Source organism: Arthrobacter sp. SPG23 (assembly GCF_000876655.1).
Lineage (GTDB): Bacteria > Actinomycetota > Actinomycetes > Actinomycetales > Micrococcaceae > Arthrobacter.
Window position 1 is genome coordinate 15,272 of the sequence record NZ_JYCN01000024.1, and the last position, 21,523, is coordinate 36,794.

Sequence of the window (21,523 nt, forward strand, 5' to 3'; positions counted from 1 at the left end):
GTCATGGCCAGAGCGGATTCCGGGCCCCGGAGTCAGTTGCGGGTGAGCGCGTCCTCGTCCCCCGCTGCGACCGGGGCGCCATTGACGGCGGCCTTGGCCTCAGCGAACTTCTCATTCAGCCGGGAGTGCCGCTGGCCGTAGGAGAAGTAGATCACCACACCGATGACCAGCCAGATAGCAAAGAAGATCCACGTCTCCACCGCGAGGTTGGTCATCAGGTAGAGGCACAGCAGGGCCGAGACCACGGGGAGAACCTTGCCGAACGGGACGCGGAAGGCCGGCTTGAGGTCCGGGCGCTTCTTCCGCAGGACCAGGATGCCCAGGCTCACCATCACAAAGGCGGACAGCGTGCCGATGTTGATCATTTCCTCCAACAGGTCCACGTTGGTCAGGCCGGCCACCACGGCTACAGCCGCGCCGCAGATCACCTGGAGCCGGACCGGTGTTGCACGGATGGTGCTGGTCTTGGACAGCGAGCGCGGCAGCAGTCCGTCGCGGCTCATGGCCAGGACCACGCGGGACAGGCCCATCAGGAGCACCATGATCACCGTGGTGAGGCCCACCAGTGAGCCGAAGGCGATGACCTTGGCGGCGTCGGTGTTGCCCACGGCTTCGAACGCGGTGGTGAGGGTGGGGTTCTTGGCCTCCGCCAGTTGGGTGTAGGACACCATGCCGGTCAGGGCGAGGGACACGAGGATGTAGAGAACGGTGACTATGGCCAGGCCGCCGAAGATGCCGCGCGGCAGGGTCTTCTGCGGGTTCTTGACCTCTTCTGCCGAGGTGGCAACCACGTCGAAACCGATGAAGGCGAAGAAGACGAGCGCCGCGCCGGCAAAGATGCCCAGCGTGCCGTACTGCGCCGGTACGGCTCCGGTCAGGAAACCGAAGAAGGACTGCTTGAGCACGTCGGCGGTGCCGGAGGCGGCAGTGGGTTCGGAAGCGGGGACAAACGGCGAGTAGTTTTCGAACTTCACGTACGTGAAGCCGACCACAATGACGAACAGCACCACGGCGATCTTGATGAGGGTGAAGATGTTGCCGACGCGGGCGGACAGCTTCGTCCCCAGCACCAGCAGGACCGTGAAGACGGCCACGATCAGGAAGGCGCCCCAGTAGAGGTCGATGCCGCCGAGGGAGATGGCGGGCGGAATATCCAGGCCCATGAGTGCGAAGACTTTGCTGAGGTAGATGCCCCAGTACTTGGCGATCACGGCGCCGGCGGTGAAGAGTTCCAGGATGAGGTTCCAGCCGATGATCCAGGCCAGCAGCTCACCCATGGTGGCGTAGGTGAAGACGTAGGCCGAACCTGCAACCGGGATGGCCGTGGCAAATTCGGCGTAGCACATGATGGCCAGCGCGCAGGTGACGGCGGCAATGGCGAACGACACCGTGACGGCGGGGCCGGCAAAGTTCGCAGCGGCCTTGGCGCCGACGGAGAAGATCCCGGCTCCGACAGCAACGGCGACACCCATGATCATGAGGTCCCACGTGCTCAGGGAACGCTTCAGCTTGCGTCCGGGTTCATCGGCGTCGGCGATCGACTGCTCGATGGATTTCGTCCGGAAAAGGTTCATAGGAAAGTCCACAATCTCGATAGCTTGCTGGAAACAGACTTATCAAGAGTAGTGTCCATCCAGTGGACGGTCACATTTATCCCAGATAGTGAGACGCGGAAAAGCGCGAACGGACAGTTGGGGTCCTCGTGAGAGGGGCCCCAACTGTCCGTTCGCGCTATCGGAGCCGGCCGCTCAGGAGGGCCAGTCCATCAGCGTTGACCGGATTAGGAACCGCTTGCCTTCCGGCGCCTCCACCGAGAAGCCGCTCCCCCGGCCCTGGACCACGTCCACGGTCAGGTGGGTGTGGCTCCAGTAGTTGAACTGCTCCCTGGACATCCAGAACTCGAGCGTCTTCGGCTCCACGCCGTCGGCAATATCGAACAGCCCCAGGAGGACATCGGCCTCGGCGGTGATGAAATCCCCCGCCGGATAGCACATTGGGGAGGAGCCGTCACAGCAGCCGCCGGACTGATGGAACATCAGGGGCCCGTGCTGGCCCCAGAGTTTCCGCAGCAAATCCACGGCCGCCCCGGTGAGCGCCACCCGGGAGAAGTCCTCCCCGGGCAGCGTCACCGCGGCGTCCAGCCTGGTTCCGGGCATCAGAACCTCAGCACCACGCGGCCGTCGATCTTGGCGTGCTTCATCTCGTCAAGAACCGCGTTCACTTCCGAAAGTTCCCGCGTGGACACCGTGGGGTGGATCTTGCCCTGGGCGTAGAAATCCAAGGCTTCCTCCAGGTCCTGCCGCGTTCCCACGATCGAGCCGCGGACGGTCAGGCCCTTGAGCACAATCTCGAAGATCGGCGCCGGGAAGTCACCCGGCGGCAGGCCGTTGAACACGATAGTGCCGCCCCGGCGGGCCATCCCGATCGCCTGCCCGAAGGCTGACGGGTGCACTGCCGTAACCAGGACTCCATGGCAACCTCCGGTTTCGCGCTGGATGACTTCCACCGGGTCCTCATGGAGGGCGTTGACGGTGAGTTCCGCGCCGTGCTTCTTGGCCAAGGCGAGCTTGTCGTCGGCGATGTCCACGGCGGCCACCCGCAGGCCCATGGCCACGGCGTACTGCACGGCGATGTGCCCGAGTCCGCCGATGCCGGAGATGGTGACCCACTCTCCGGGCCTGGCTTCGGTCATCTTCAGGCCCTTGTAGACAGTGACGCCGGCGCAGAGCACGGGGGCGACTTCCACAGGGTCCGAACCGGCCGGGATGCGGGCGGCGAAGCGGCTGTCCACCAGCATGTACTCGCCGAAGGACCCGTCCACGCTGTAGCCGGCATTCTTCTGGGCTTCGCACAGTGTTTCCCAGCCGGTGCGGCAGTACTGGCAGTCACCGCAGGCGGACCAGAGCCAGGCGTTGCCCACGAGGTCTCCGACAGCCAGGTCGGTGACACCCTCGCCGAGGGCCACCACTTCACCCACGCCTTCGTGGCCGGGGATGAAGGGCGGTGTGGGCTTAACCGGCCAGTCGCCCTCGGCCGCGTGAAGGTCCGTGTGGCAGACGCCGGTGGTGATGACCTTGACCAGTGCCTCTCCGCGGCCCGGTGTGGGAACGGGGAGGGACTGGATCTGAAGGTCTTTTCCGAATTCGGTTACTACGGCTGCTTGCATTGTCGTCGTCATTGGCGAAATCCTTGCGTCGTTAAAGCATTGCTTGGGGTGGGGCTGTAAAGAGTCGTGCTGCCTTCCTGAGGGGTGGCCAGGTGGTGCGGGCGGGGACGGATGCGTGCAATCCGTCCCCGCCCGGGCTCATAGCGGCCTAGAAGAAGCCGAGCTTGTTTTCGTTGTAGCTGACCAGGAGGTTCTTGGTCTGCTGGTAGTGGTCCAGCATCATGGAGTGGTTCTCACGTCCGATGCCGGAGGACTTGTACCCGCCGAACGCGGCACCGGCCGGGTAGGCGTGGTAGTTGTTGACCCAGACACGGCCCGCCTGGATTTCCCGGCCTGCCCGGTACGCAACGTTGCCGTTGCGGGACCAGACGCCGGCGCCGAGGCCGTAGAGGGTGTCGTTGGCGATGCCCATGGCGTCGTTGTAGTCGCTGAAGCGCGTCACGGAGACCACCGGGCCGAAGATCTCCTCCTGGAAGATCCGCATCTTGTTGTGGCCCTCGAAGACGGTGGGCTGGACGTAGAAGCCACCGGCTAGGTCGCCGGGGAGTTCGGCACGGGCGCCGCCGGTGAGCACCTTGGCGCCCTCCTGCTTTCCGATGTCGATGTAGGAGAGGATCTTCTCGAGCTGGTCGTTGGAGGCCTGGGCGCCCACCTGGGTTTCGGTGTCCAGCGGGTTGCCCTGGATCATTTTCTCCACCCGGGCCACGGCGTCCGCCATGAAGGAGTCGTAGATGTCTTCCTGGACCAGGGCGCGGGACGGGCAGGTGCAGACTTCGCCCTGGTTGAACGCGAATAGCGCGAAGCCTTCCTGCGCCTTGTCGTAGAACGCGTCGTTGTTTTCGGCAACATCGTTGAAGAAGATGTTCGGGCTCTTGCCGCCCAGCTCCAGGGTGACCGGGATCAGGTTCTGGCTGGCGTACTGGCTGATCAGGCGGCCCGTAGTGGTTTCGCCGGTGAAGGCGATCTTGCGGATCCGGGGGCTGGAGGCGAGCGGCTTGCCGGCCTCGACGCCGAAGCCGTTGACCACGTTGATGACGCCGGCGGGAAGGATGTCGCCGATGAGCTCCATCAGCACCAGGATGGACGACGGGGTCTGCTCGGCCGGCTTGAGGACCACGGCGTTGCCGGCAGCCAGGGCCGGGGCGAGCTTCCAGACGGCCATGAGGATGGGGAAGTTCCACGGAATGATCTGGCCGACGACGCCGAGCGGCTCGTGGTAGTGGTACGCCGTGGTGTCGTCGTCGAGCTGAGACAGGCGGCCCTCCTGGGCGCGGACGGCGGAGGCAAAGTAGCGGAAGTGGTCGGCGGCCAGCGGAATGTCCGCGTTGAGGGTTTCGCGGATCGGCTTGCCGTTGTCCCAGGACTCGGCCACGGCCAGCATCTCAAGGTTCTCGTCGATGCGGTCCGCGATCTTGTTCAGGATGGCTGCGCGCTCGGCTACCGAGGTCTTGCCCCAGGAGGGTGCGACCTTGTGCGCGGCATCCAGCGCCAGTTCGATGTCCTCGGCGGTGCCGCGGGCCACCTCGCAGAATGCCTTGCCCGTGACCGGGGTGATGTTGTCGAAGTACTGGCCCTTGACGGGGGCAACCCACTCGCCGCCGATCCAGTTCTCGTAGCGGTCCTTGAACGTAACCTTCGAACCTTCGGTACCGGGCTGTGCATAGACAGTCATTGCTAGCTCCTTTGCTGTGCAAGATGATCAGCGGCCTGTGCTGGCGGCCGCCGTTGCATTCAGCGTAGGAGCTAGGAGGTTGCAGTCAGGTTGCAACCATGTGAGTCAGCTCACGTTGGGGCGCTTTCAGGCGCTGAGTTCCGTTTCCAGCCGTTCGAGGTCGGCGACGACGGCGGCCCGCTTGGGCGAGCGCGGCGGCAGGAGCTTCAGCGCGGCGGTGCGGACGCCGACGTCGTCCTTTGCTTCCGGCAGTTCCGCGTACTTCAGCAGCGCATCAGCGCTGCCGTCGGTGAGCACCGCTTCGCGCAGCAGTGACGAGACGCGGTCCCGGAGGTCCACGATGCCCGGCGCTTCGGACCGCGGCAGCACGGCGCCGCGGTAGATCTCCAGCGCGATGCGGTGGGCGCCGCGCTGCAGGCAGTTGAGGACCTGGCTGGAATCCGGCATCAGGTCCATGGGCAGCCGGTACGGCCGCGAGCCGGGGACGGCTTCAGGGCTGAGCTGCTGCAGGACCTTGCGCAGGCGCACCATCTCGGGCCGCAGGGTCATGGACGAGCCGTCTCCCGGGTACAGCAGGGTGCAGAGTTCCTCGGCGGTGAGCCCGTCCGGGTGAACGCTGAGCAGCGCCAGGATTTCGCTGTGCCGGGCCGAAAGCGCCACGGTGCGGCCCTCGATGCTGAGCAGGGCCTGGTCCCGGCCCAGGAGCTGGAGGCTGTTGCGGTAGAGGCTGCCGGAACCCGCAGCGGAAGCGGTCCGTGCCGTGGAAGCTGCCGTCCGGCGTCGTGCCGGCGCTGCCTGGCGGGCGGCCGCCAGCTGGAGCCGTTCCACGCGCAACTGGGCCTGGGCGGCAGCCACCGTTGCCTCCACGAGGGACAGCGTGTGCGGTGCGACGGCGGACTCGGTGCCGGTAATGTCCACCACCCCCAGCAGGGCGCCGGAATCCGGGTCATGGAACGGGACGGCCGTGCAGCTCCACGGGTGGACCGACCGCTTGTAATGTTCGGCGCCGGAAATCTGGATGCTGCGACCCACGGCGAGCGCGGTGCCCGGGGCGCTGGTTCCGACGCTGGCCTCGGACCAGTCGGCGCCCGCCACGAACATCATGCCTTCGGCCCGGCGCTGCATGACGGCGTCGCCTTCCACCCACAGGAGCCGGCCCACTTCATCGCCCACGGCAACCAGCAGGCCGCTGTCGTGGCTGGGCAGGACCAGGAGCTTATGGATCACCGGCATGATCGTGGCCAGGGGGTGCTGCCGGCGGTACTCATCCAGCTCTTCCCGGTCCATGGCCAGCGGCGCTTCGGGGTTGTCCGGGTTGGCCCGGAACTGGACAGAACGCTGCCAGGATTCCTCCACGAGACTGCGCAGCCCGGGCACCCGCACACCCGCAGGGCCGCCGGCGCTGCCGGTGATCAGCGGGCCGGGCCCGGTCAGCAGCTCGTGGCCCGCCAGCGCATCCCGCTGGAGCAGTGCTGCAGCGTCGTTTCTGTCTGCGGTGCCCGCGGCAGCCGGCTGCAAGATATTCCTCATTGGACTCCCCTGCCGGCACAGCGGTGTGCCAGGCGTGACGTCATGCCGAAGTGGCGTGGTCCGGTCAGTCTAGTTCCCGCCCGGCCCGGCCGCCACAGGGTTAGCCGTCGGTGCTGCGGGAAATGCGGATCATTTCCTCGCGGGGAACAACCTTAATGCGTTCCCGCACGACGCCGGTGTCCGCTTCGGCTTCGGTCCACGCCTTCCCGAGGGCTGCTTCGTGCGCGTCGAGCCTATTCCAGCCTTCCCAGGTGGTGTACTCCACGCCGCGCTCCTCGAGCAGGGCGATGATGGCGTGCGGGTCCGGGTCCTGCGCCGGGGGCAGCGTCAGCCGGTCCTCGAGCAAGCAGCCGATGGTTTCCAGGGCGTCGCCCTTCGTGTGCCCGATCAGGCCCACCGGTCCGCGCTTGATCCAGCCGGTGGCGTAGATTCCCGGAACGGGGTTGCCGTCGGCGTCCAGCACGCGGCCGCCTTCGTTGGGAATCACGCCGGCCTTGGCGTCGTATTCGAGTTCGTCCAGCGGCGAGCCGTGGTATCCGATGGCCCGGTAGACGGCCTGGACGGGGTAGTCGATGTACTCCCCCGTGCCCTTCACGTGGCCGGTGCCGTCCAGCTGCATCCGCTCGAACTTGATGCCCGCGACCTTGCCGGCGGCAGCGGTGTTGCCGGCGGCGGTGTTGCCGGCGGCGTCATAAATCTCGACCGGGCTGTGCAGGAAGTGCAGGTGGAGCCGGCGCGAGGAAGGCACCTCGGCTTCGGTGTGCTCCTCGACCAGCCAGTTGGTCATCGTGTTGACCATGGTCTTGGTCTGGTTGTTGCTGCGGATGGCTTCCTCGGACGCTTCATCGAACTCGAAGTCCTCCGGGTAGAGCACAATGTCAACGTCCTTGGCGTGGCTCAGCTCGCGCAGTTCCAGCGGGGTGAACTTCACCTGGGCGGGGCCGCGGCGGCCGAACACGTGCACGTCCGTGACCGGGGATTTCTTCAGCGCCTGGTAGACGTTGTCCGGGATTTCCGTGGACAGCAGTTCGTCCGCGTGCTTCACCAGCATGCGGGCCACGTCCAGGGCAACGTTGCCGTTGCCGATCACGGCGATTTCCTTGGCCTCCAGTGGCCATTCGCGCGGCACGTCGGGGTGGCCGTCGTACCAGGAGACGAAGTCGGCGCCGCCGAACGATCCTTCAAGCTCGACGCCGGGGACGTTGAGGTCGGCGTCCTTGATGGCGCCGGTGGAAAAGATCACGGCGTCGTAGAAGGCGCGGAAATCGTGGAGTTTCAGGTCACGGCCGTATGTCACGTTGCCCAGGAACCGGATGTCACCGCGGTCCAGGACCTTGTGCAGGGCGTTCACGATGCCCTTGATGCGCGGGTGGTCCGGAGCCACACCGTATCGGATCAGGCCGTACGGGGCAGGGTAGGCCTCGAAAAGGTCGATGCTGACTTCGAAGTCGCCGTCCTTGACCTCATTGGACTTGGTCAGGATGTCCGCGGCGTAGACGCCGGCCGGTCCGGCGCCGACGATCGCGACGCGGAGGGGACGTTTGGGAGTGGTTTCGGCCGAATTGGACACCGGGAGCCCTTCTGGAACTGAGAGACTGCGCCAAGTCACTGAGCGCACAATTCCCCCATTCTAGTTGCTCAGCCCGCTTTCTTCGGGGAGCTGTTGAGGGATACGACGTCGCCTTCCCGGTACAGCATGGCGCGCAGTTCCGCTTCCGCCGAACCCGTCCGGCGGGGGTCGATCGTCTCCCCCGCGGAAAAGTGATCCAGCAGCCGCGGATCCACGTAGCTTTTCCGGGCGATCGACGGCGTGTTCCCCAGCACAGCGGCAGCGTCCTGCATCGCCAGGCTGATGGCCCGTTTCCTCGCAGCCACCGTGGCCTGCGGCCCGGTCCGGGCCAGGCTGACGGCAGCCGCCACGGTGCCGCGGAGCGTCCGGAAGTCCTTGGCGGTGAAATCCCCGCCCGTGCGTTCCTTGACGTACTCGTTGATTTCCGAGCTGCCCACGGGGTGCCAGCTGCGCCCGTTTTTGTACGCCAGGAGCCTGGCGTTCCCGCCGCGCCGCTTGAGCGAGCGGACCAGGGCGGCAAGGTCGGCGTCGTCGATTTCCGAATCCCAGGTCTTCCCGCTCTTGGCCGGAAAACTGAGCCGGAGGCTCTCCTGCTTCACCTTCACGTGGGCGCACAGCAGTGTGGCCAGGCCGTGGCTGCCGTTCTCATTGGTGTACCGCTCGGATCCCACCCGCAGTGACCCGGTGTCCAGCATCCTGAAGGCGCCGGCCAGGACGCGTTCGCGCGAGAAGCCCTCGCTGCGGAGGTCCAGGGTGACCAGCCTGCGTGCGGTCGGCAGGGATTCGGCGAGCTGGAGGGCGCGGTCGAACTTGAGCCGGTCCTTCTTTTCCCGCCAGGCGGGGTGGTAGATGTACTGCCGCCGGCCCACGGCGTCGAGCCCCGTGGCCTGGATGTGCCCGTTGTCGTAGGGGGCGATCCACACATCGGTCCAGGCTGGCGGGATGCCGATGCTTTCCAGCCGCTCCCGGACGGGACCCGGCGGCAGCGTGGAACCGTCCAGGTCTTTGTACGTGAAGCCGGTGCCGGCAGCCAGGCGCCGGTAGCCCCTGCCCGAGGCGTTACTGTGGCGGAGCCTCATCGTGCCGGCCGCTCAGGATGCGAATTCATAATGGTAAGCGTACTGAGTACCGCAAGTGCCCGGGATATCGCTAACGGGAATCTGTACCGTGTTGGCGGAATACAGCCCGCGGAGGTGGTGTTATTGATCGTGTGCCTACACCCGACGGAACTGCCTCAGCACCTGCCGTGACCACCACGGGTACGCCCGCTTCCAGCGGGCATTCCAGTGGGGCTTCCGGCGGACAGCCGCGCCGCCCCGGCGTAGAACTTAAAGCGGTGGACAAGGACACGACGGCGGGTGTCCTCTTCGGGATTGGTGCCTACGGACTCTGGGGGCTGCTGCCCCTGTACTTCTTCGTCCTGCAGCCCGCCGGCGCGGTGGAGATCGTCGCCAACCGGGTGGTGTGGTCGCTGGTGTTCTGCACCCTCCTGATCACGGTCACCCGCTCGTGGCGGGTCCTGGCGGCTGCTTTCCGGGACCGGACCGTTTTCGGCACGCTGTCCATCGCTGCGGCCCTGATCGCGGTGAACTGGCTGACGTACACCTACGGCGTGACCACCGGCCAGGCGGTGGAGGCGTCCCTGGGCTACTTCATCAACCCGCTCGTCTCCGTCCTGCTGGGCGTGTTCGTGCTGAAGGAAACGCTGCGCCCGCTCCAGTGGGCCGCCGTCGGGATCGGCTTTATTGCCGTAGTGGTCCTGACGATTTCGTACGGCAAGCTCCCCTGGATCGCGCTGACGCTGGCGGTGAGCTTCGGGCTCTACGGGTTCGTGAAGAAGCGGATCGGGCCCAAGGCCGACGCCGTCACCAGCCTGACGATGGAGACAGTGGTGCTCACTCCCCTGGCGGCCGCCACGATGATCTTCCTGGCAATCAGCGGGACCAACACGCTGGGGACGCAGGGCTCCACACACTTCTGGCTGCTGGTTTCCTCAGGCGTGATCACGGCCGTGCCGCTGCTGTTTTTTGGAGCCTCCGCCCGCCGCCTGCCCATGACCACCATCGGGCTGCTGCAGTACTTCGCCCCCGTGCTCCAGTTCATCGTGGCCCTGGTGGTGTTCAAGGAAACCATGACCCTGGACCGCTGGATCGGCTTCGGCGTGGTCTGGCTGGCGCTGCTGGTGCTGACGGTGGACATGCTGGCGTTGACCCGCCGCAACTCCGTGGCGAAGAAGCGGGCCCTGGCCGGAGCGCGAACGGGCACTTAAGCCCCCACAGACCCCCGCGCGAACGGGCAGATAATGCCCTGTTTTTCGCTTTTTGGGGGCATTATCTGCCCGTTCGCGCTTATCCGTTCCCGCTCAAGTAGCCAGTGGGTCAGGGGGCCATGGCGGTGTCCACCCGCTCGTACTCGCGCGGGATGACCACCATGGGCACCGGCAACGCGCGGAGCACTTTGTTGGCCGTGCTGCCGATGAACAGCTTGTTCCGCTCCGCCAGGCGCGAGGATCCCACGATCAGGATCTCCCCGTCATCCCAGTCAAGGTCGTCGATGCACTCCTCGATGGTGCGGCCGTGCGCCACCTCCACCGCGACCTTGTGTCCTTCGGGGAGCCGGCGCGAGGCTTCGGTGAGAACGGTGTTCGCATGCACGTGAGCCGCGTTGACTACTTCTCCCGGATCGCCTTCAGCGTCCAGTTCCACCAGGGACACCATGCGCAGCGGGACGCCGCGGCGCTCTGCGGATCCGATGGCGACGTCGATCGCGGCGTCAGCGCCGGCCCGCTGGCCGACGGCGAGGGTCAGCCGGGATATTGGCTCGGTCCGGCGGTAGCCGCGCGGGGCAAGCGCCACCGGCACCGGGGAAGCGTGAAGCAGTGCGTTGGCCACGCTGCCGATGGTGTGGCGTTTGAACAGACCGTTGCTTGCCGCGCCGACCACGATGAGGCCGGCTTCGATGTCGACCGCGGCTTCAATCAGGCCCGCAGCGAACGACTCCGCGTGGCGTACGTGAAATTCGACGGGGACGTCCTCCGCGACCAGGCCGAGCCCTTCGCGCTGCGCATCCTTCACGGCCTGTTCGCGGGCGAGGTCATGGCCGCTCGCCACCTCGTGCGCAACGTGCAGTCCCTTGTCCACCACATAGACGAGGTCGAGCTGCGCGCCCTGCGCCCGGGCCAATGCGGACGCCAGGGCAACTGCATCGGCGCCGCGCTCGTTTGGTGTGTAGCCAACTACGTATCGCATGGGTGAACCCCTTTGTGAGTCTGGGGCAGAATCCAGCCTCGCCCGGGGTGCCCGGGCGACGTCGGCCGGTCTGCGTTCCTGCAGTGGTACTGCTGACTCTAGCCCACACCGGCACAATCAGAGGTGATTTCCTGGCTCCCGCAGCAGCACCAACAGAAGAGCCGCGGACCGTGGGTCCGCGGCTCTTCCATTCGCAAAGATTCTTGGCTAAGCGTGCGCCTTGATGGCAGCAGCCAGCACCTCGAGGCCGTCCATCAGCAGCTCGTCGCCGATGACCAGCGGCGGCAGCAGCCGGATCACGTTGCCGTAGGTGCCGCAGGTGAGGATGATGACGCCTTCCTTGAGGCAGGCGGCGGCAACGGCCTTGGTCAGTTCCGGGTTCGGTTCCTTGGATCCGGCCTGCACGAGTTCGATGGCCAGCATGGCGCCGCGGCCGCGGATGTCGCCGATGACGGACACCTCACCCTGCAGTTCGCGGAGGCGTGCGGTGGCCAGTTCCTCGATGTGCTTGGCACGGGCGTTGAGGTCGTATTCCTCCATGGAGCCGATTGACGCCAGGGCGGCGGCACAGGCAACCGGGTTGCCGCCGTAGGTGCCGCCGAGGCCGCCCGGGTGGACCGCGTCGAGCAGGTCGGCGCGGCCGGTGATGGCGGACAGCGGCATGCCGCCGGCGATGCCCTTGGCCATGGTGATGATGTCCGGAACAACACCTTCGTGGTTGACGGCGAACCATTCGCCCGTGCGGCAGAAGCCGGACTGGACTTCGTCGGCGATGAAGACGATGCCCTTTTCCTTGGCCCACGCGGCAAGGGCCGGCAGGAAGCCGTCGGCCGGGACGATGAAGCCGCCCTCGCCCTGGATCGGTTCGATGATGATCGCGGCGACCTGCTCGCCGCCGATCTGCTTCTCAATCGCGGTGATGGCGCGCTTGGCGGCCTCGGCACCGGTGATCGCAGGGTTTTCCTCGCGGAACGGGTAGCTCATCGGCATGCGGTAGACCTCGGGCGCGAACGGGCCGAAGTTGGTCTTGTACGGCATGGCCTTCGCGGTCAGCGCCATGGTCAGGTTGGTACGGCCGTGGTAAGCGTGGTCAAAGGCGACGACGGCGTCACGGCCGGTGGCCAGGCGGGCCACCTTGACGGCGTTTTCCACGGCTTCGGCGCCGGAGTTGAACAGCACCGTGCGCTTCTCGTGGTCGCCCGGGGTGAGGCGGTTCAGCTGCTCGGCGACGGCAACGTAGCCTTCGTACGGGGTGACCATGAAGCAGGTGTGCGTGAAGTGCTCCACCGCTTCCTTCACGGCGCCGACGACGGCGGGATCGGATGCCCCGACGCTGGTCACGGCGATGCCGGAGCCGAGGTCGATGAAGGAGTTGCCGTCAACGTCGTGGATGATGCCGCCGTCGGCGTCCGCAACATAGACGGGGACGCTGGAGGCGACGCCGGCAGCCACAACGGCCTTGCGGCGTTCGGTCAGGGCGACGGACTTGGGGCCCGGGAAGTCCGCCTGGACGCGGCGCTTCTGCTCGAGACGGTAGGTAATGTCACTTGCGGTGGTGGTCATGGGAGAAGCCCTTTCTTTAAAGCTGGGGATGAGGCGTGGGAAGAAGCTGGATCAGGCGTCGAGTGCACTCATCACGTGCTTGATGCGCGTGTAATCCTCGACGCCGTACATGGAGAGGTCCTTGCCGTAGCCGGACTGCTTGAAGCCTCCGTGGGGCATTTCGGCGGTCAGCAGGATGTGGGTGTTGATCCACACCGCGCCGAAGTCCAGGTCGCGGCTGACGCGCATGGCCGTGCCGTGGTCGGTGGTCCAGACGCTGGACGCCAGGGCGTAGTCGACGTCGTTCGCCAGCTCCACGGCTTCAGCCTCCGTGCTGAACTTCTGGACGGTGATGACCGGCCCGAAGGTTTCCTTCTGGACGACGTCATCCGTCTGCTTGGCACCGGTGATGATGGTGGGTTCGAAGAAGAAGCCCTTCTCCCCCGCGCGGTGGCCGCCGGTAACGATCTTGCAGTTCTCCGGCAGGTGCTCCACCACCGACGTGACGGCGTTGAAGTGGTTTACGTTGTTCAGCGGGCCGAAGTAGTTGTCTTCGTCGTTCTGCGAGCCGGTGTGCAGGGTCTTGGTGTGTTCCACCATGGCTGCCACGACGTCGTCGTGAACGGAGTCCTCCACCAGCACCCGGGTGATGGCCGTGCAGTCCTGGCCGGCGTTGAAGAAAGCGAATTCGGCGATGGCCGCGGCACTCTTCTTGATGTCGGCATCCTTGAAGACGATGGCCGGGGCTTTGCCGCCGAGCTCCAGGTGCGCGCGCTTGAGGCCCTTGGCCGCTCCCGACGCGACGGCGATGCCGGCGCGGACGGATCCGGTGATGGAAACCAGGCCGGGGACCTTGTGCTCCACCATCATGGCGCCGGTTTCGCCGGTGCCCAGGATCACGTTGAGGACGCCTGCCGGGAAGATCCCGCCGGCGAGGCGGGCCAGGACCAGGGTGGATTCCGGCGTGGTGTCCGAGGGCTTGAGCACCACGGTGTTGCCGGCGGCGAGTGCGGGGCCGATCTTCCAGATGGCCATCAGGAACGGGTAGTTCCAGGGGGCCACCTGGGCCACGACGCCAATGGGTTCGCGGCGCACGTAGGAGGTGTGGCCTTCGAAGTACTCGCCGGCGGACTTGCCTTCGAGGATGCGGGCGGCGCCGGCGAAGAAGCGGAGCTGGTCGGCGCCGGCGGCCACTTCCTCGGAAGCGATGAGGCTGCGGACCTGGCCGGTGTTGCGGTGCTGGGCCTCGACGAGTTCGTCGCTGTTGGCCTCGACGGCGTCGGCAAGCTTGAGGAGCATGAGCTGGCGCTGGCCCGGGGTGACGTGCTTCCAGGTCTTGAATGCCTCGCTGGCCGCCGTCATGGCGGCGTCGACGTCGGCCTGCACGGAGATGGGCGATTTCGCCACCACTTCGCCGGTGGCGGGGTTCACGATGTCCAGCAGTCCGGTGCCGGCGGGCGTGACGAACTCGCCGTTGATGAAGTTCTGCAAGGTTTGGACCACGGTGTTCAACCTCTTTCCTGCGGGGTGTCTGCGGCCGGTTCCAAAACCGGCGCAGTGTTGCGACTGCTCACGAGCCTATGCCAGCGCCGATACGCAGGGAATAGCCACCTGCACACCTTCTCCGGAATCCTTTAGTGCGGTTGCCCAGCACGCGGCTATCCTGATTTCATGGCAATTTCCCTCGCCGCCCTGCTGGGCGTGCAGTCGCTCCAGCTCGTGAAATCCGGCCTCGCCGAAACCACGTGGCACCAGGACATCCATTGGGTCGCCGTTACCGAGCAGGAGGACCCGCAGCGCTTCCTCAACGGCGGCGAGCTGGTGCTCACCACCGGCATGCGGCTGAAGTCGGCCCCGGAGCAGCGCCGCTTCGTGCGGCAGGTGCAGCGGGCAGGCGCGGTGGGGATCGGCTTCGGGGTGGGGCTGACGCACGACGCCGTTCCGCCGGCACTGATTGCCGAGGCCAACCGCTGGGGCCTTCCCGTGGTGGAGGTCCCCTACGAGACACCCTTCATTGCGATCACCAAGCTGGTGGCGGATGCCCAGTCGGCGGATCATTACGCCAAGCTGGAACGGCTCATTGCGGGCCACCAGATCCTGGCCCGCGCCCTGCTGACCGGCGGCGGCCTCTCCGAACTCCTCAAGAACCTCGGCTCCATGCTGCGCACGGATATTGTGCTGACCCAGTTCACGGCGCAGCTCTACAACAGCGTGCCCGGGAACCCGGCACCCACTGCGGACACCTGGGCGTCCTATCCCATCCCCACCGGCCGGCGGGACGCCTGCACGCTCTGGGCCCGGCAGCCCTTCGAGGATTCCGGCATCGTGGGGTACGCGCAGAACCTGATCAGCGTGGAACTGAACAACATGGTCAAGCAGCGGCAGGCCCAGCGGGCGCTGTCCGGCCAGGTCCTGGAGGACGTGATCCACGGGACCCTGGAGGCCAGCGAGGCGTCCCGGCGGCTTGCCGGCATCGGTGTCAACAGCACCCGGAAAAACGTTGTCCTGCTGGCCGAGTCCGCGGCGCACCCCAAGCAGCTGGCGAGTTCCTCCGTGCCGCGGCCGTTGGAGCACGGGGTGACTGCCGTCGTCGGGAAGGACCTGGTGGTTGTTGTCACGGACGACGGCAGCGGTGCCAGTGCGCTGGCCAAGGGCCTCAGCGACCATCTTGCCGAGGCCGGCATCCACGCCACGATCGGCATCGGCGGGGCCTACACCAAACCGAACGGGCTGCGCTGGAGCTACTTCGAGGCCCGCGACGCGGCAAGCCACGGGCTGCCCGTCAACGAGCCCGAACGGCTCAGCCTGACATCGCTGCTGCTGGCCAGCGAGGACGTGCCGCTGGCGGACATGGCGAACGAGTCCCTCAACCCGCTTCGGAACTTCGACGCCCTGCACGGGGCCGAACTCATGGCCACGCTGGAAAGCTACCTGAACAACAACGGCTCGGTGGCCGCCGTCGCCGAAGCGCTGACGCTGCACCGCAACACCGTCCGGTACCGGCTGGCACAGATCACCGAACTGACGGGCTACGACCCCGCCCAGACCCAGGACCGCGTGCAGCTCTGGCTGGCACTGGCCGTGCAGCGGCTGAACCACCGTCAGCAGCGGTAGGAGGCGGCGGCCGGGCCCTCCGGAGATCCCTGCCACATCTTTACAAACATCAAACGTCTAACGTCTAATGTTTAAGTATGGCAACCACGACGACGGCACCTCCCGGAACTGACACCCCACCCGCCGCACGGACCGGCGCAGCCCGGCCGCGCGCCGTCGTCGTCCTCGGGATTGTTGCCGTGGTGCTGATCGGGCTGAACCTTCGCGCCGGCATCACCGGAGCCGCCGCCCTGCTCCACGACCTCCAGGAAGTCCTGGGCTACGGGGCGTTCATCGCCGCCGTCATCCCTTCCATTCCCACCCTGTGCTTTGCGGTGGCCGGCGCGGCCACGTCCTGGCTGACGCGCCGGATGGGCGTGGAAAAAGCCATCCTGCTCTCGCTGGGAATGCTGGCCGCGGGACTGCTGCTGCGCGGCATCCCGTCCACCGGCATGCTGCTGGCCGGGACGGTGGTGGGCATGTCCGGGCTCGCCGTCTGCAACGTAGCCATGCCGTCATTCATCCGCGAGCACTACGCGCACCGCACGTCCCTCATGACGGCGCTCTACACGGTCACCATGACCACGGGCGCCACAGTCACGGCCGTGCTGGTGGTTCCGGTTGCCCAGATGCTTGGGTCGGCGTCGGCGGGACTGGGCGCCATCGGCCTGCTCTCCGTGGCCGCCTTCCTGGGCTTCCTGCCGGTGGCCCTCCACGCACACCGGAATGCCGCGCCGGGCCGGGGCACCAACGTTTCCCCGTGGCCGCTCCTGCGGACCCGCACGGGCGCGCTGCTCACCGCAATCTTCACGCTTCAGGCACTGCTCGCCTACGCCGTGCTCAGCTGGTTCCCGTACATGCTCACCACCACCGGGCTGACCGCGACGGACAGCGGGCTGATGTTCGGGCTGATGCAGTTGGTCTCAGTGCCGGCCGGCATGGTGCTGATCGCCATAGGATCCCGGCCGGGGATGCTGCGCCCGGCTTTCTACCTCGCCAGCGTCACCATGCTCCTGGGCGTGGCCGCCCTGATGCTGCTGCCTGCCATGCTGGCCGCCGTCCCGGCAGTGCTGCTGGGATTCGGGCTGGGCATCTTCCCGCTGGTCATGGTGATGATCAGCCGCAGCGGGCGCACGACGGCGGAAACCACCGCCATGTCCACGCTGGCACAGTCAGTGGGCTACCTGCTCGCCACGGCCGGTCCGTTCGGCATGGGCCTGCTGCACAGCGCCACGGGCGGCTGGACGGTACCCTTGGTGTTGCTGCTCGCCATCGCCCTGGCCCAGATCGTGGTGGGGCACCTACTGACGGCAAGGACCCGGCAATGACCCTCACAGCTTCGCACCGGCCCGTACTGGCCGACGAAATCACGGACAAGCTCCGCGGGATGATCCACTCCGGCGAATGGAAGCTGCAGCAGAAGATCCCCGCCGAGCCCGAACTGATGGCCCGACTGGGCGTATCGCGGGGCACCCTGCGCGAGGCCATCAAGGCGCTGGCCCACAGCGGAATGCTGGAAGTCCGCCGCGGCGACGGCACCTACGTCCGGGCAACCAGCGAGATCTCCGGCGCTGCGCAGCGGATGTACAAGGACCACACCCAGGAACACATTCTCGAGGTCCGCATAGGCCTGGACACCCAGGCGGCCCGGCTGGCAGCCCGCAACGCCAAGCCGGAACACCTTGCCGCCCTGAAGGCCCTGCTCACGGAGCGCCGCGACGCCTGGAACTCCGAGGACTACGCCGCCTGGGCACGCGCCGACTGGGACTTCCATGTTCTGGTGGCGCAGGCATCCGGGAATCCGCTGCTGCACGAGCTGTATGTGAGCTTCGGCGGCGTGTTCCACGCGGACCTGCTTCGGCAGCAGCGCCGCAGCGGCTTCAACGGACTACCCGACGAAGGGCACGGCGAGCTGGTGGAAGCCATCGAGGCGCACGATGAAGCCGCCGCCGTGGACAGCGTCAACCGGAACCTGAACTCCTGCGCGGAGTGGCTCGGGGTATAGCCGGGGCTGCCGCCGCCCAGCGGGAGGCCGGGGCGGCCGCCCGGCGGGAGGCCCTGGCCGCCGCCCAGCGGGAGGCCCGGTAAATCAGTAGGCTTAGCTGTTTGGGAGTTCCCATCCCGGCCTCAGCCGGATCGGGCGTCCCGTTCTTGCACGCTGACGAATTGGAGTACCCCATGGCCAGATCAGTCGACATCACGGTGGACGGCAAACGCCCGGACCCCTGGGCAGACGGCCTGGGCAGGGTGGGCGTTCGCTCGGCCCAGATCCTGCTGGTCCTCACCGTGGTGGTGGTGTCCGTCTTCGCGCTGCTGCAGATCCGGCTCCTGGTCATTCCCGTGCTGATCGCCCTGATCCTGGCAGCTGCTATTGCGCCGTTCGTCAACCTCCTGAAGCGGCGGGGCCTGCCCGGCTCGGCGGCAACGGCTGTGGCTTTTGTGGCCCTGCTCGCCGTATTGGCCGGCGTCACCACGGTCATTGTTGCCTCCATCCGCAGCCAGTGGGGTGAACTGGCCAGCCAGGCGTCTTCAGGCCTGGACGAACTGCAGTCCTTCCTGCTCAACGGCCCCATTCCCGTGGACGGAGAGCAGATCGAGCAGGCCCGGGCAGCCATTGTGGATTTTGCCGCCAGCAGCCAGGTCCGCTCCGGAGCCATCACCGGGCTGTCCGTCATCACTGAGTTCCTCGCCGGGGCCAGCCTGATGGTGGTGATCCTGTTCTTCTTCCTCAAGGACGGGACCGGGATCTGGAACTTCTTCCTGCGGCCCTACACCGGCGCACGCGAGGCCAAGCTGCGCCGGTCGGGCGCACGAACCATCCAGGTCCTGGGTGACTACGTGCGCGGCACGGCCATCGTTGCCCTCGTGGACACCGTGGCCATCGGCTCTGCGCTGCTGATCCTGCAGGTTCCGCTGGCCATCCCGCTGGCCATCATCGTTTTCATCGGCGCGTTCGTCCCGATCGTGGGAGCCACGGTGGCGGGCATCCTCGCGGCACTGGTGGCACTCGTGGCCAACGGGCCCGTGGTGGCGCTGATTGTGGTGATTGTGGTGATCGCCGTCAACCAGCTTGAGGGCAACCTGCTTCAGCCGGTGGTCATGGGCAAGTCCCTGCAGCTGCATGCTTTGGTCATCCTGCTGGCGCTGACAGCAGGAACCATCCTTGCCGGCATCATCGGCGCCGTGCTTTCGGTTCCGCTGGCCGCCGTGGTCTGGGCGATCATCCAGGTTTGGACAACGGACAGCAAGGACCCGGACCCCGCGGACTCCGCGACGGCCAAACCTGGCAGTGACGAAGCGGAATCCGCGGACCCGGACCTGGCTGACGCAGACAGCGGCCGGTCTGCTGGAAGCTGAGATCCGGCCGGGTATCGACTGGCTGGCCGGTGGCCCCTAGCTGGAACGGTGCAGCAGGCCCTGCAGAACGTTCTTCGGCCGCTGCATTTCGCCGTGCTGTGCACCCAGGACGATGACCCAGCCGGCAAAGACCGGGATGGCCCACTGCAGGATCTTCAGCTGCTTCTGGGCCGACTTGAGTTCGTCCGAAGCCCCCCGCTTCGGTTCGGTTGCGCCTTCGGCGCCTTCACCGGCGAGCTTCTCCACCTTGCTGCCCAGGATCCCGGCGTACAACGTAACGGCGGCGCCGGCCAACGTAACCGCCGTCTTGTAAACGTTGAGGCCGGCCACACCTTCCTGCGCCGCCGTGCGGCCCTTGTTCTCCCAAGTGATGGCCAAGCCTGACAGCAGGTGCGCCGCAAACGCGCCGGCCTGCACGGGCGCCCACTTCTTCCAGCCCAGGCTGGAGAGCCTGGTGCGCTCGGTTGGATCCTTGGCCGCAGCGGCGGCCCCGTTAAGCCCGATCGCACCCATGAGCGAGCCCCCGAACCACGCGCCCGCGGTCAGGTCGTGAATGGAGCGGGCAACAAGATTTCCTGCCATGATGATCTTCCTAACGTGAGTGCGGATAGCGAGGCTATAGTAAGCACACTTATCAATATCTTGGTAGGGTGGATGATGCGTAAAATCAGCGATATGAACGGGTCCGGAACGCTTTTCGGTTGGGCTTTTGGTGACCTTTCACGGTCCGGAGACGAGGCGTATCTGGACGAACTGCGCCGCGACGCCCTGGCCAACGCCGCCCAGGATGCCGTCTCCCGGGGCTTCGGCGTCGAAGAGGGCACCGAAACGTACACGGTCATCAACCCGGGCGACACTCTGGCGGATGTCCACACGGCACCGGAGCAGCTCATTGTCCGCTGCACGGTGAAACTTACCGGCCCGGGCGCCGATGAGGTCCATGCCGAAGGCCCCATGAACGGCTAACGATGGCGGAAGAAAATACGGCCCTGGGCGAAGCCGCCGATGCGGCCGAGGCGGTGTCGAACACCAAAGCGCTGGACGTCGTCGCCCGTTCCGGTTTTGCCGTGATGGCACTGCTGCACATTGTGATCGGGGCCATCGCCATCGCCTTGGCGCTGGGCCAGCCCGGTCAGGCCGAGCCCACGGGAGCCATCGAGCAGCTGGCCGCGAACCCGTGGGGTCCCGCCGTGATGTGGGTCGGGCTGACCGGCTGTGCGGGCCTGGCGCTGTGGCAGCTCAGCGAAGCCACCCTCAGGGCCCGCCACCTTCCTGCAGGCCAGCGTCTCGGCAAGCTGGTCTCATCCGGTTTCCTGGCCGTGGCCTACGGCAGTGTGGGGCTCACCTTCGCAGGGTTCGCGGTTGGACAGCGCGGGGACTCGGGCGATTCCACAAGGGACCTCAGCACAGCCCTGGTCCGCGGACCCCTGGGGGTTCCGGCGCTCATTGCGCTGGGGCTGACGGTGATCGGCGTCGGAATCTACTTCATCGTCAAGGGCGTCCGGAAGCAGTTCAAGGAGGAACTGCACCATTTCGAGGGAACCAGGCGCGGGCGCATCATCAGCGGACTGGGCGTCGCCGGCCATGTGGCGAAGGGCGTCGCCCTCATCCTGGCGGGACTGCTGTTCGTCGTGGCGGCCGCCACCAACCGTCCGGGCGAATCGACCGGGCTGGACGGCAGCCTCAAGGCGCTGCGGGACCACCCGGCCGGGCCTTACCTCCTGGCGGCCATTGCGGCCGGCCTCATCAGCTACGGACTGTTCGCCCTGGTCCGGGCAAGATTCGGCCGGATGTAGGCCGGCGCAACCCGCAGTCCCCAGCAGAAAGCGAGCACAACATGGCTACTGTTTCGAAGAGTTTCCTCACTCCCCCGGCCGACGTCTGGAACGTCATCGCCAACGGATGGCTCTACTCGGGGTGGGTGGTGGGTGCATCACGGATCCGGGATGTGGACGCACTGTGGCCTGCTGCCGACGCGGTGCTGCACCACTCGGTCGGGGCGTGGCCGCTGCTGATCAACGACAAAACGACAGTGACGGCGTCGGATCCGGGGAAGTCCATCGAGCTCATGGCGCGGGGCTGGCCCCTCGGCGAGGCCAAAGTGGTGATCACCGTGGAGCCGGAGGAAACCGGGTGCAAAGTGACCATCGCCGAGGACGCTGTCAAAGGACCGGGCCTCTGGGTCCCCAAGGCCATCCGCGACCCCCTGATCACGGTCCGGAACACCGAAACGCTGAACCGGTTGGAACTCATGGCCGCGGGCGGCGCGGGGAACGCGGGCGGCGCGGGGACTTAAACCAAAGCGCGAACTGGCAGCTAATGACGTCAACCGCGTGGTTTGCGGT

At 66.6% G+C, this 21,523-nt stretch carries 19 protein-coding genes; 8 read left to right on the forward strand and 11 right to left on the reverse strand.

Going from position 1 to position 21,523, the window contains the following annotated elements:
* Positions 1-32: 32 nt before the first annotated feature.
* From TV39_RS15975 to TV39_RS16005, 7 genes are all read right to left on the reverse strand, one after another.
* On the reverse strand, positions 33-1,574 hold the full coding sequence (locus tag TV39_RS15975) for an amino acid permease (protein WP_043483342.1): 1,542 nt from the start codon (positions 1,572-1,574) through the stop codon (positions 33-35).
* A gap of 174 nt (positions 1,575-1,748) precedes the next feature.
* Positions 1,749-2,156: a DUF779 domain-containing protein gene (locus tag TV39_RS15980; protein ID WP_043483344.1), complete on the reverse strand. Its 408-nt coding sequence runs from the start codon at positions 2,154-2,156 to the stop codon at positions 1,749-1,751.
* A complete protein-coding gene (adhP, locus tag TV39_RS15985) occupies positions 2,156-3,178 on the reverse strand; it encodes an alcohol dehydrogenase AdhP (RefSeq protein WP_200891041.1) in 1,023 nt (340 codons plus the stop codon). Before adhP ends, TV39_RS15980 begins: the two co-directional genes overlap by 1 nt.
* A 136-nt stretch (positions 3,179-3,314) precedes the next feature.
* Positions 3,315-4,838 carry an acetaldehyde dehydrogenase ExaC gene (gene exaC, locus TV39_RS15990; protein WP_043483350.1) on the reverse strand — a complete coding sequence of 508 codons (1,524 nt, stop codon included), beginning with the start codon at positions 4,836-4,838 and terminating at the stop codon, positions 3,315-3,317.
* Between the two features lie 126 nt (positions 4,839-4,964).
* Positions 4,965-6,368 carry a helix-turn-helix domain-containing protein gene (locus tag TV39_RS15995; RefSeq protein ID WP_043483353.1) on the reverse strand — a complete coding sequence of 468 codons (1,404 nt, stop codon included), beginning with the start codon at positions 6,366-6,368 and terminating at the stop codon, positions 4,965-4,967.
* A 100-nt stretch (positions 6,369-6,468) separates the two neighbouring features.
* Positions 6,469-7,938: an FAD-dependent oxidoreductase gene (locus tag TV39_RS16000; RefSeq protein ID WP_043483356.1), complete on the reverse strand. Its 1,470-nt coding sequence runs from the start codon at positions 7,936-7,938 to the stop codon at positions 6,469-6,471.
* A gap of 68 nt (positions 7,939-8,006) precedes the next feature.
* Entirely contained in the window at positions 8,007-9,017 is a 1,011-nt protein-coding gene (locus TV39_RS16005) for a DNA topoisomerase IB (RefSeq protein WP_043483359.1), read from the reverse strand.
* Positions 9,018-9,139: 122 nt separating this feature from the next.
* Between TV39_RS16005 and rarD the strand changes: the two genes are divergently transcribed.
* The gene (gene rarD / locus TV39_RS16010; RefSeq protein WP_043483362.1) at positions 9,140-10,207 is read left to right on the forward strand and encodes an EamA family transporter RarD; all 1,068 of its coding nucleotides are present in this window, start codon (positions 9,140-9,142) and stop codon (positions 10,205-10,207) included.
* Between the two features lie 109 nt (positions 10,208-10,316).
* Here the strand turns inward: rarD and TV39_RS16015 are convergent, their stop codons facing one another.
* The 3 genes from TV39_RS16015 to TV39_RS16025 form a co-directional block, all read right to left on the reverse strand.
* Positions 10,317-11,186 (reverse strand): universal stress protein, encoded by an 870-nt coding sequence (locus TV39_RS16015; RefSeq protein ID WP_043483365.1) that lies wholly within the window; start codon positions 11,184-11,186, stop codon positions 10,317-10,319.
* Positions 11,187-11,393: 207 nt separating this feature from the next.
* Positions 11,394-12,749 (reverse strand): 4-aminobutyrate--2-oxoglutarate transaminase, encoded by a 1,356-nt coding sequence (gene gabT / locus TV39_RS16020; protein ID WP_043483368.1) that lies wholly within the window; start codon positions 12,747-12,749, stop codon positions 11,394-11,396.
* A 51-nt stretch (positions 12,750-12,800) separates the two neighbouring features.
* On the reverse strand, positions 12,801-14,231 hold the full coding sequence (locus TV39_RS16025; RefSeq protein ID WP_043483403.1) for a gamma-aminobutyraldehyde dehydrogenase: 1,431 nt from the start codon (positions 14,229-14,231) through the stop codon (positions 12,801-12,803).
* Positions 14,232-14,399: 168 nt separating this feature from the next.
* On the opposite strand from TV39_RS16025, the gene TV39_RS16030 reads away from it, so the two are divergent.
* The 4 genes from TV39_RS16030 to TV39_RS16045 all read left to right on the forward strand — a co-directional run bounded on the left by TV39_RS16030 (position 14,400) and on the right by TV39_RS16045 (position 19,178).
* A complete protein-coding gene (locus TV39_RS16030; RefSeq protein WP_043483371.1) occupies positions 14,400-15,842 on the forward strand; it encodes a PucR family transcriptional regulator in 1,443 nt (480 codons plus the stop codon).
* A 77-nt stretch (positions 15,843-15,919) separates the two neighbouring features.
* Entirely contained in the window at positions 15,920-17,149 is a 1,230-nt protein-coding gene (locus TV39_RS16035) for an MFS transporter (protein WP_043483374.1), read from the forward strand.
* Entirely contained in the window at positions 17,146-17,826 is a 681-nt protein-coding gene (locus TV39_RS16040; protein ID WP_043483376.1) for a FadR/GntR family transcriptional regulator, read from the forward strand. Before TV39_RS16035 ends, TV39_RS16040 begins: the two co-directional genes overlap by 4 nt.
* Positions 17,827-17,999: 173 nt before the next feature.
* Complete coding sequence (locus TV39_RS16045) at positions 18,000-19,178, forward strand: AI-2E family transporter (protein WP_043483378.1); 1,179 nt, start codon at positions 18,000-18,002, stop codon at positions 19,176-19,178.
* A 36-nt stretch (positions 19,179-19,214) separates the two neighbouring features.
* On the opposite strand, the gene TV39_RS16050 is transcribed toward TV39_RS16045, so the two are convergent.
* Positions 19,215-19,760, reverse strand: a complete 546-nt coding sequence (locus TV39_RS16050; protein WP_043483381.1) for a hypothetical protein — start codon at positions 19,758-19,760, stop codon at positions 19,215-19,217.
* A 93-nt stretch (positions 19,761-19,853) separates the two neighbouring features.
* Here TV39_RS16050 and TV39_RS16055 point away from each other — a divergent pair, with 93 nt between their 5' ends.
* The 3 genes from TV39_RS16055 to TV39_RS16065 are packed head-to-tail and all read left to right on the forward strand — an operon-like array spanning position 19,854 to position 21,474.
* Positions 19,854-20,144, forward strand: a complete 291-nt coding sequence (locus tag TV39_RS16055) for a hypothetical protein (RefSeq protein WP_043483383.1) — start codon at positions 19,854-19,856, stop codon at positions 20,142-20,144.
* Positions 20,145-20,146: 2 nt separating this feature from the next.
* The gene (locus tag TV39_RS16060) at positions 20,147-20,974 is read left to right on the forward strand and encodes a DUF1206 domain-containing protein (protein WP_043483385.1); all 828 of its coding nucleotides are present in this window, start codon (positions 20,147-20,149) and stop codon (positions 20,972-20,974) included.
* 41 nt (positions 20,975-21,015) lie between these two features.
* Positions 21,016-21,474, forward strand: coding sequence for an SRPBCC family protein (locus TV39_RS16065; RefSeq protein WP_043483387.1), 459 nt, complete (start codon positions 21,016-21,018; stop codon positions 21,472-21,474).
* The last annotated feature ends 49 nt before the right edge of the window (positions 21,475-21,523 follow it).

Coding starts and splice junctions, on each gene's coding strand:
- TV39_RS16005 (WP_043483359.1), bottom strand. CDS start 9,017: ATGAGGCTCCGCCACAGTAACGCCTCGGGCAGGGGCTACCGGCGCCTG.
- TV39_RS16040 (WP_043483376.1), top strand. CDS start 17,146: ATGACCCTCACAGCTTCGCACCGGCCCGTACTGGCCGACGAAATCACG.
- TV39_RS16045 (WP_043483378.1), top strand. CDS start 18,000: ATGGCCAGATCAGTCGACATCACGGTGGACGGCAAACGCCCGGACCCC.
- TV39_RS16030 (WP_043483371.1), top strand. CDS start 14,400: ATGGCAATTTCCCTCGCCGCCCTGCTGGGCGTGCAGTCGCTCCAGCTC.
- TV39_RS15980 (WP_043483344.1), bottom strand. CDS start 2,156: ATGCCCGGAACCAGGCTGGACGCCGCGGTGACGCTGCCCGGGGAGGAC.
- TV39_RS15975 (WP_043483342.1), bottom strand. CDS start 1,574: ATGAACCTTTTCCGGACGAAATCCATCGAGCAGTCGATCGCCGACGCC.
- TV39_RS16050 (WP_043483381.1), bottom strand. CDS start 19,760: ATGGCAGGAAATCTTGTTGCCCGCTCCATTCACGACCTGACCGCGGGC.
- adhP (WP_200891041.1), bottom strand. CDS start 3,178: ATGACGACGACAATGCAAGCAGCCGTAGTAACCGAATTCGGAAAAGAC.
- gabT (WP_043483368.1), bottom strand. CDS start 12,749: ATGACCACCACCGCAAGTGACATTACCTACCGTCTCGAGCAGAAGCGC.
- TV39_RS16035 (WP_043483374.1), top strand. CDS start 15,920: ATGGCAACCACGACGACGGCACCTCCCGGAACTGACACCCCACCCGCC.
- TV39_RS16055 (WP_043483383.1), top strand. CDS start 19,854: ATGAACGGGTCCGGAACGCTTTTCGGTTGGGCTTTTGGTGACCTTTCA.
- TV39_RS16060 (WP_043483385.1), top strand. CDS start 20,147: ATGGCGGAAGAAAATACGGCCCTGGGCGAAGCCGCCGATGCGGCCGAG.
- TV39_RS16065 (WP_043483387.1), top strand. CDS start 21,016: ATGGCTACTGTTTCGAAGAGTTTCCTCACTCCCCCGGCCGACGTCTGG.
- exaC (WP_043483350.1), bottom strand. CDS start 4,838: ATGACTGTCTATGCACAGCCCGGTACCGAAGGTTCGAAGGTTACGTTC.
- TV39_RS15995 (WP_043483353.1), bottom strand. CDS start 6,368: ATGAGGAATATCTTGCAGCCGGCTGCCGCGGGCACCGCAGACAGAAAC.
- TV39_RS16015 (WP_043483365.1), bottom strand. CDS start 11,186: ATGCGATACGTAGTTGGCTACACACCAAACGAGCGCGGCGCCGATGCA.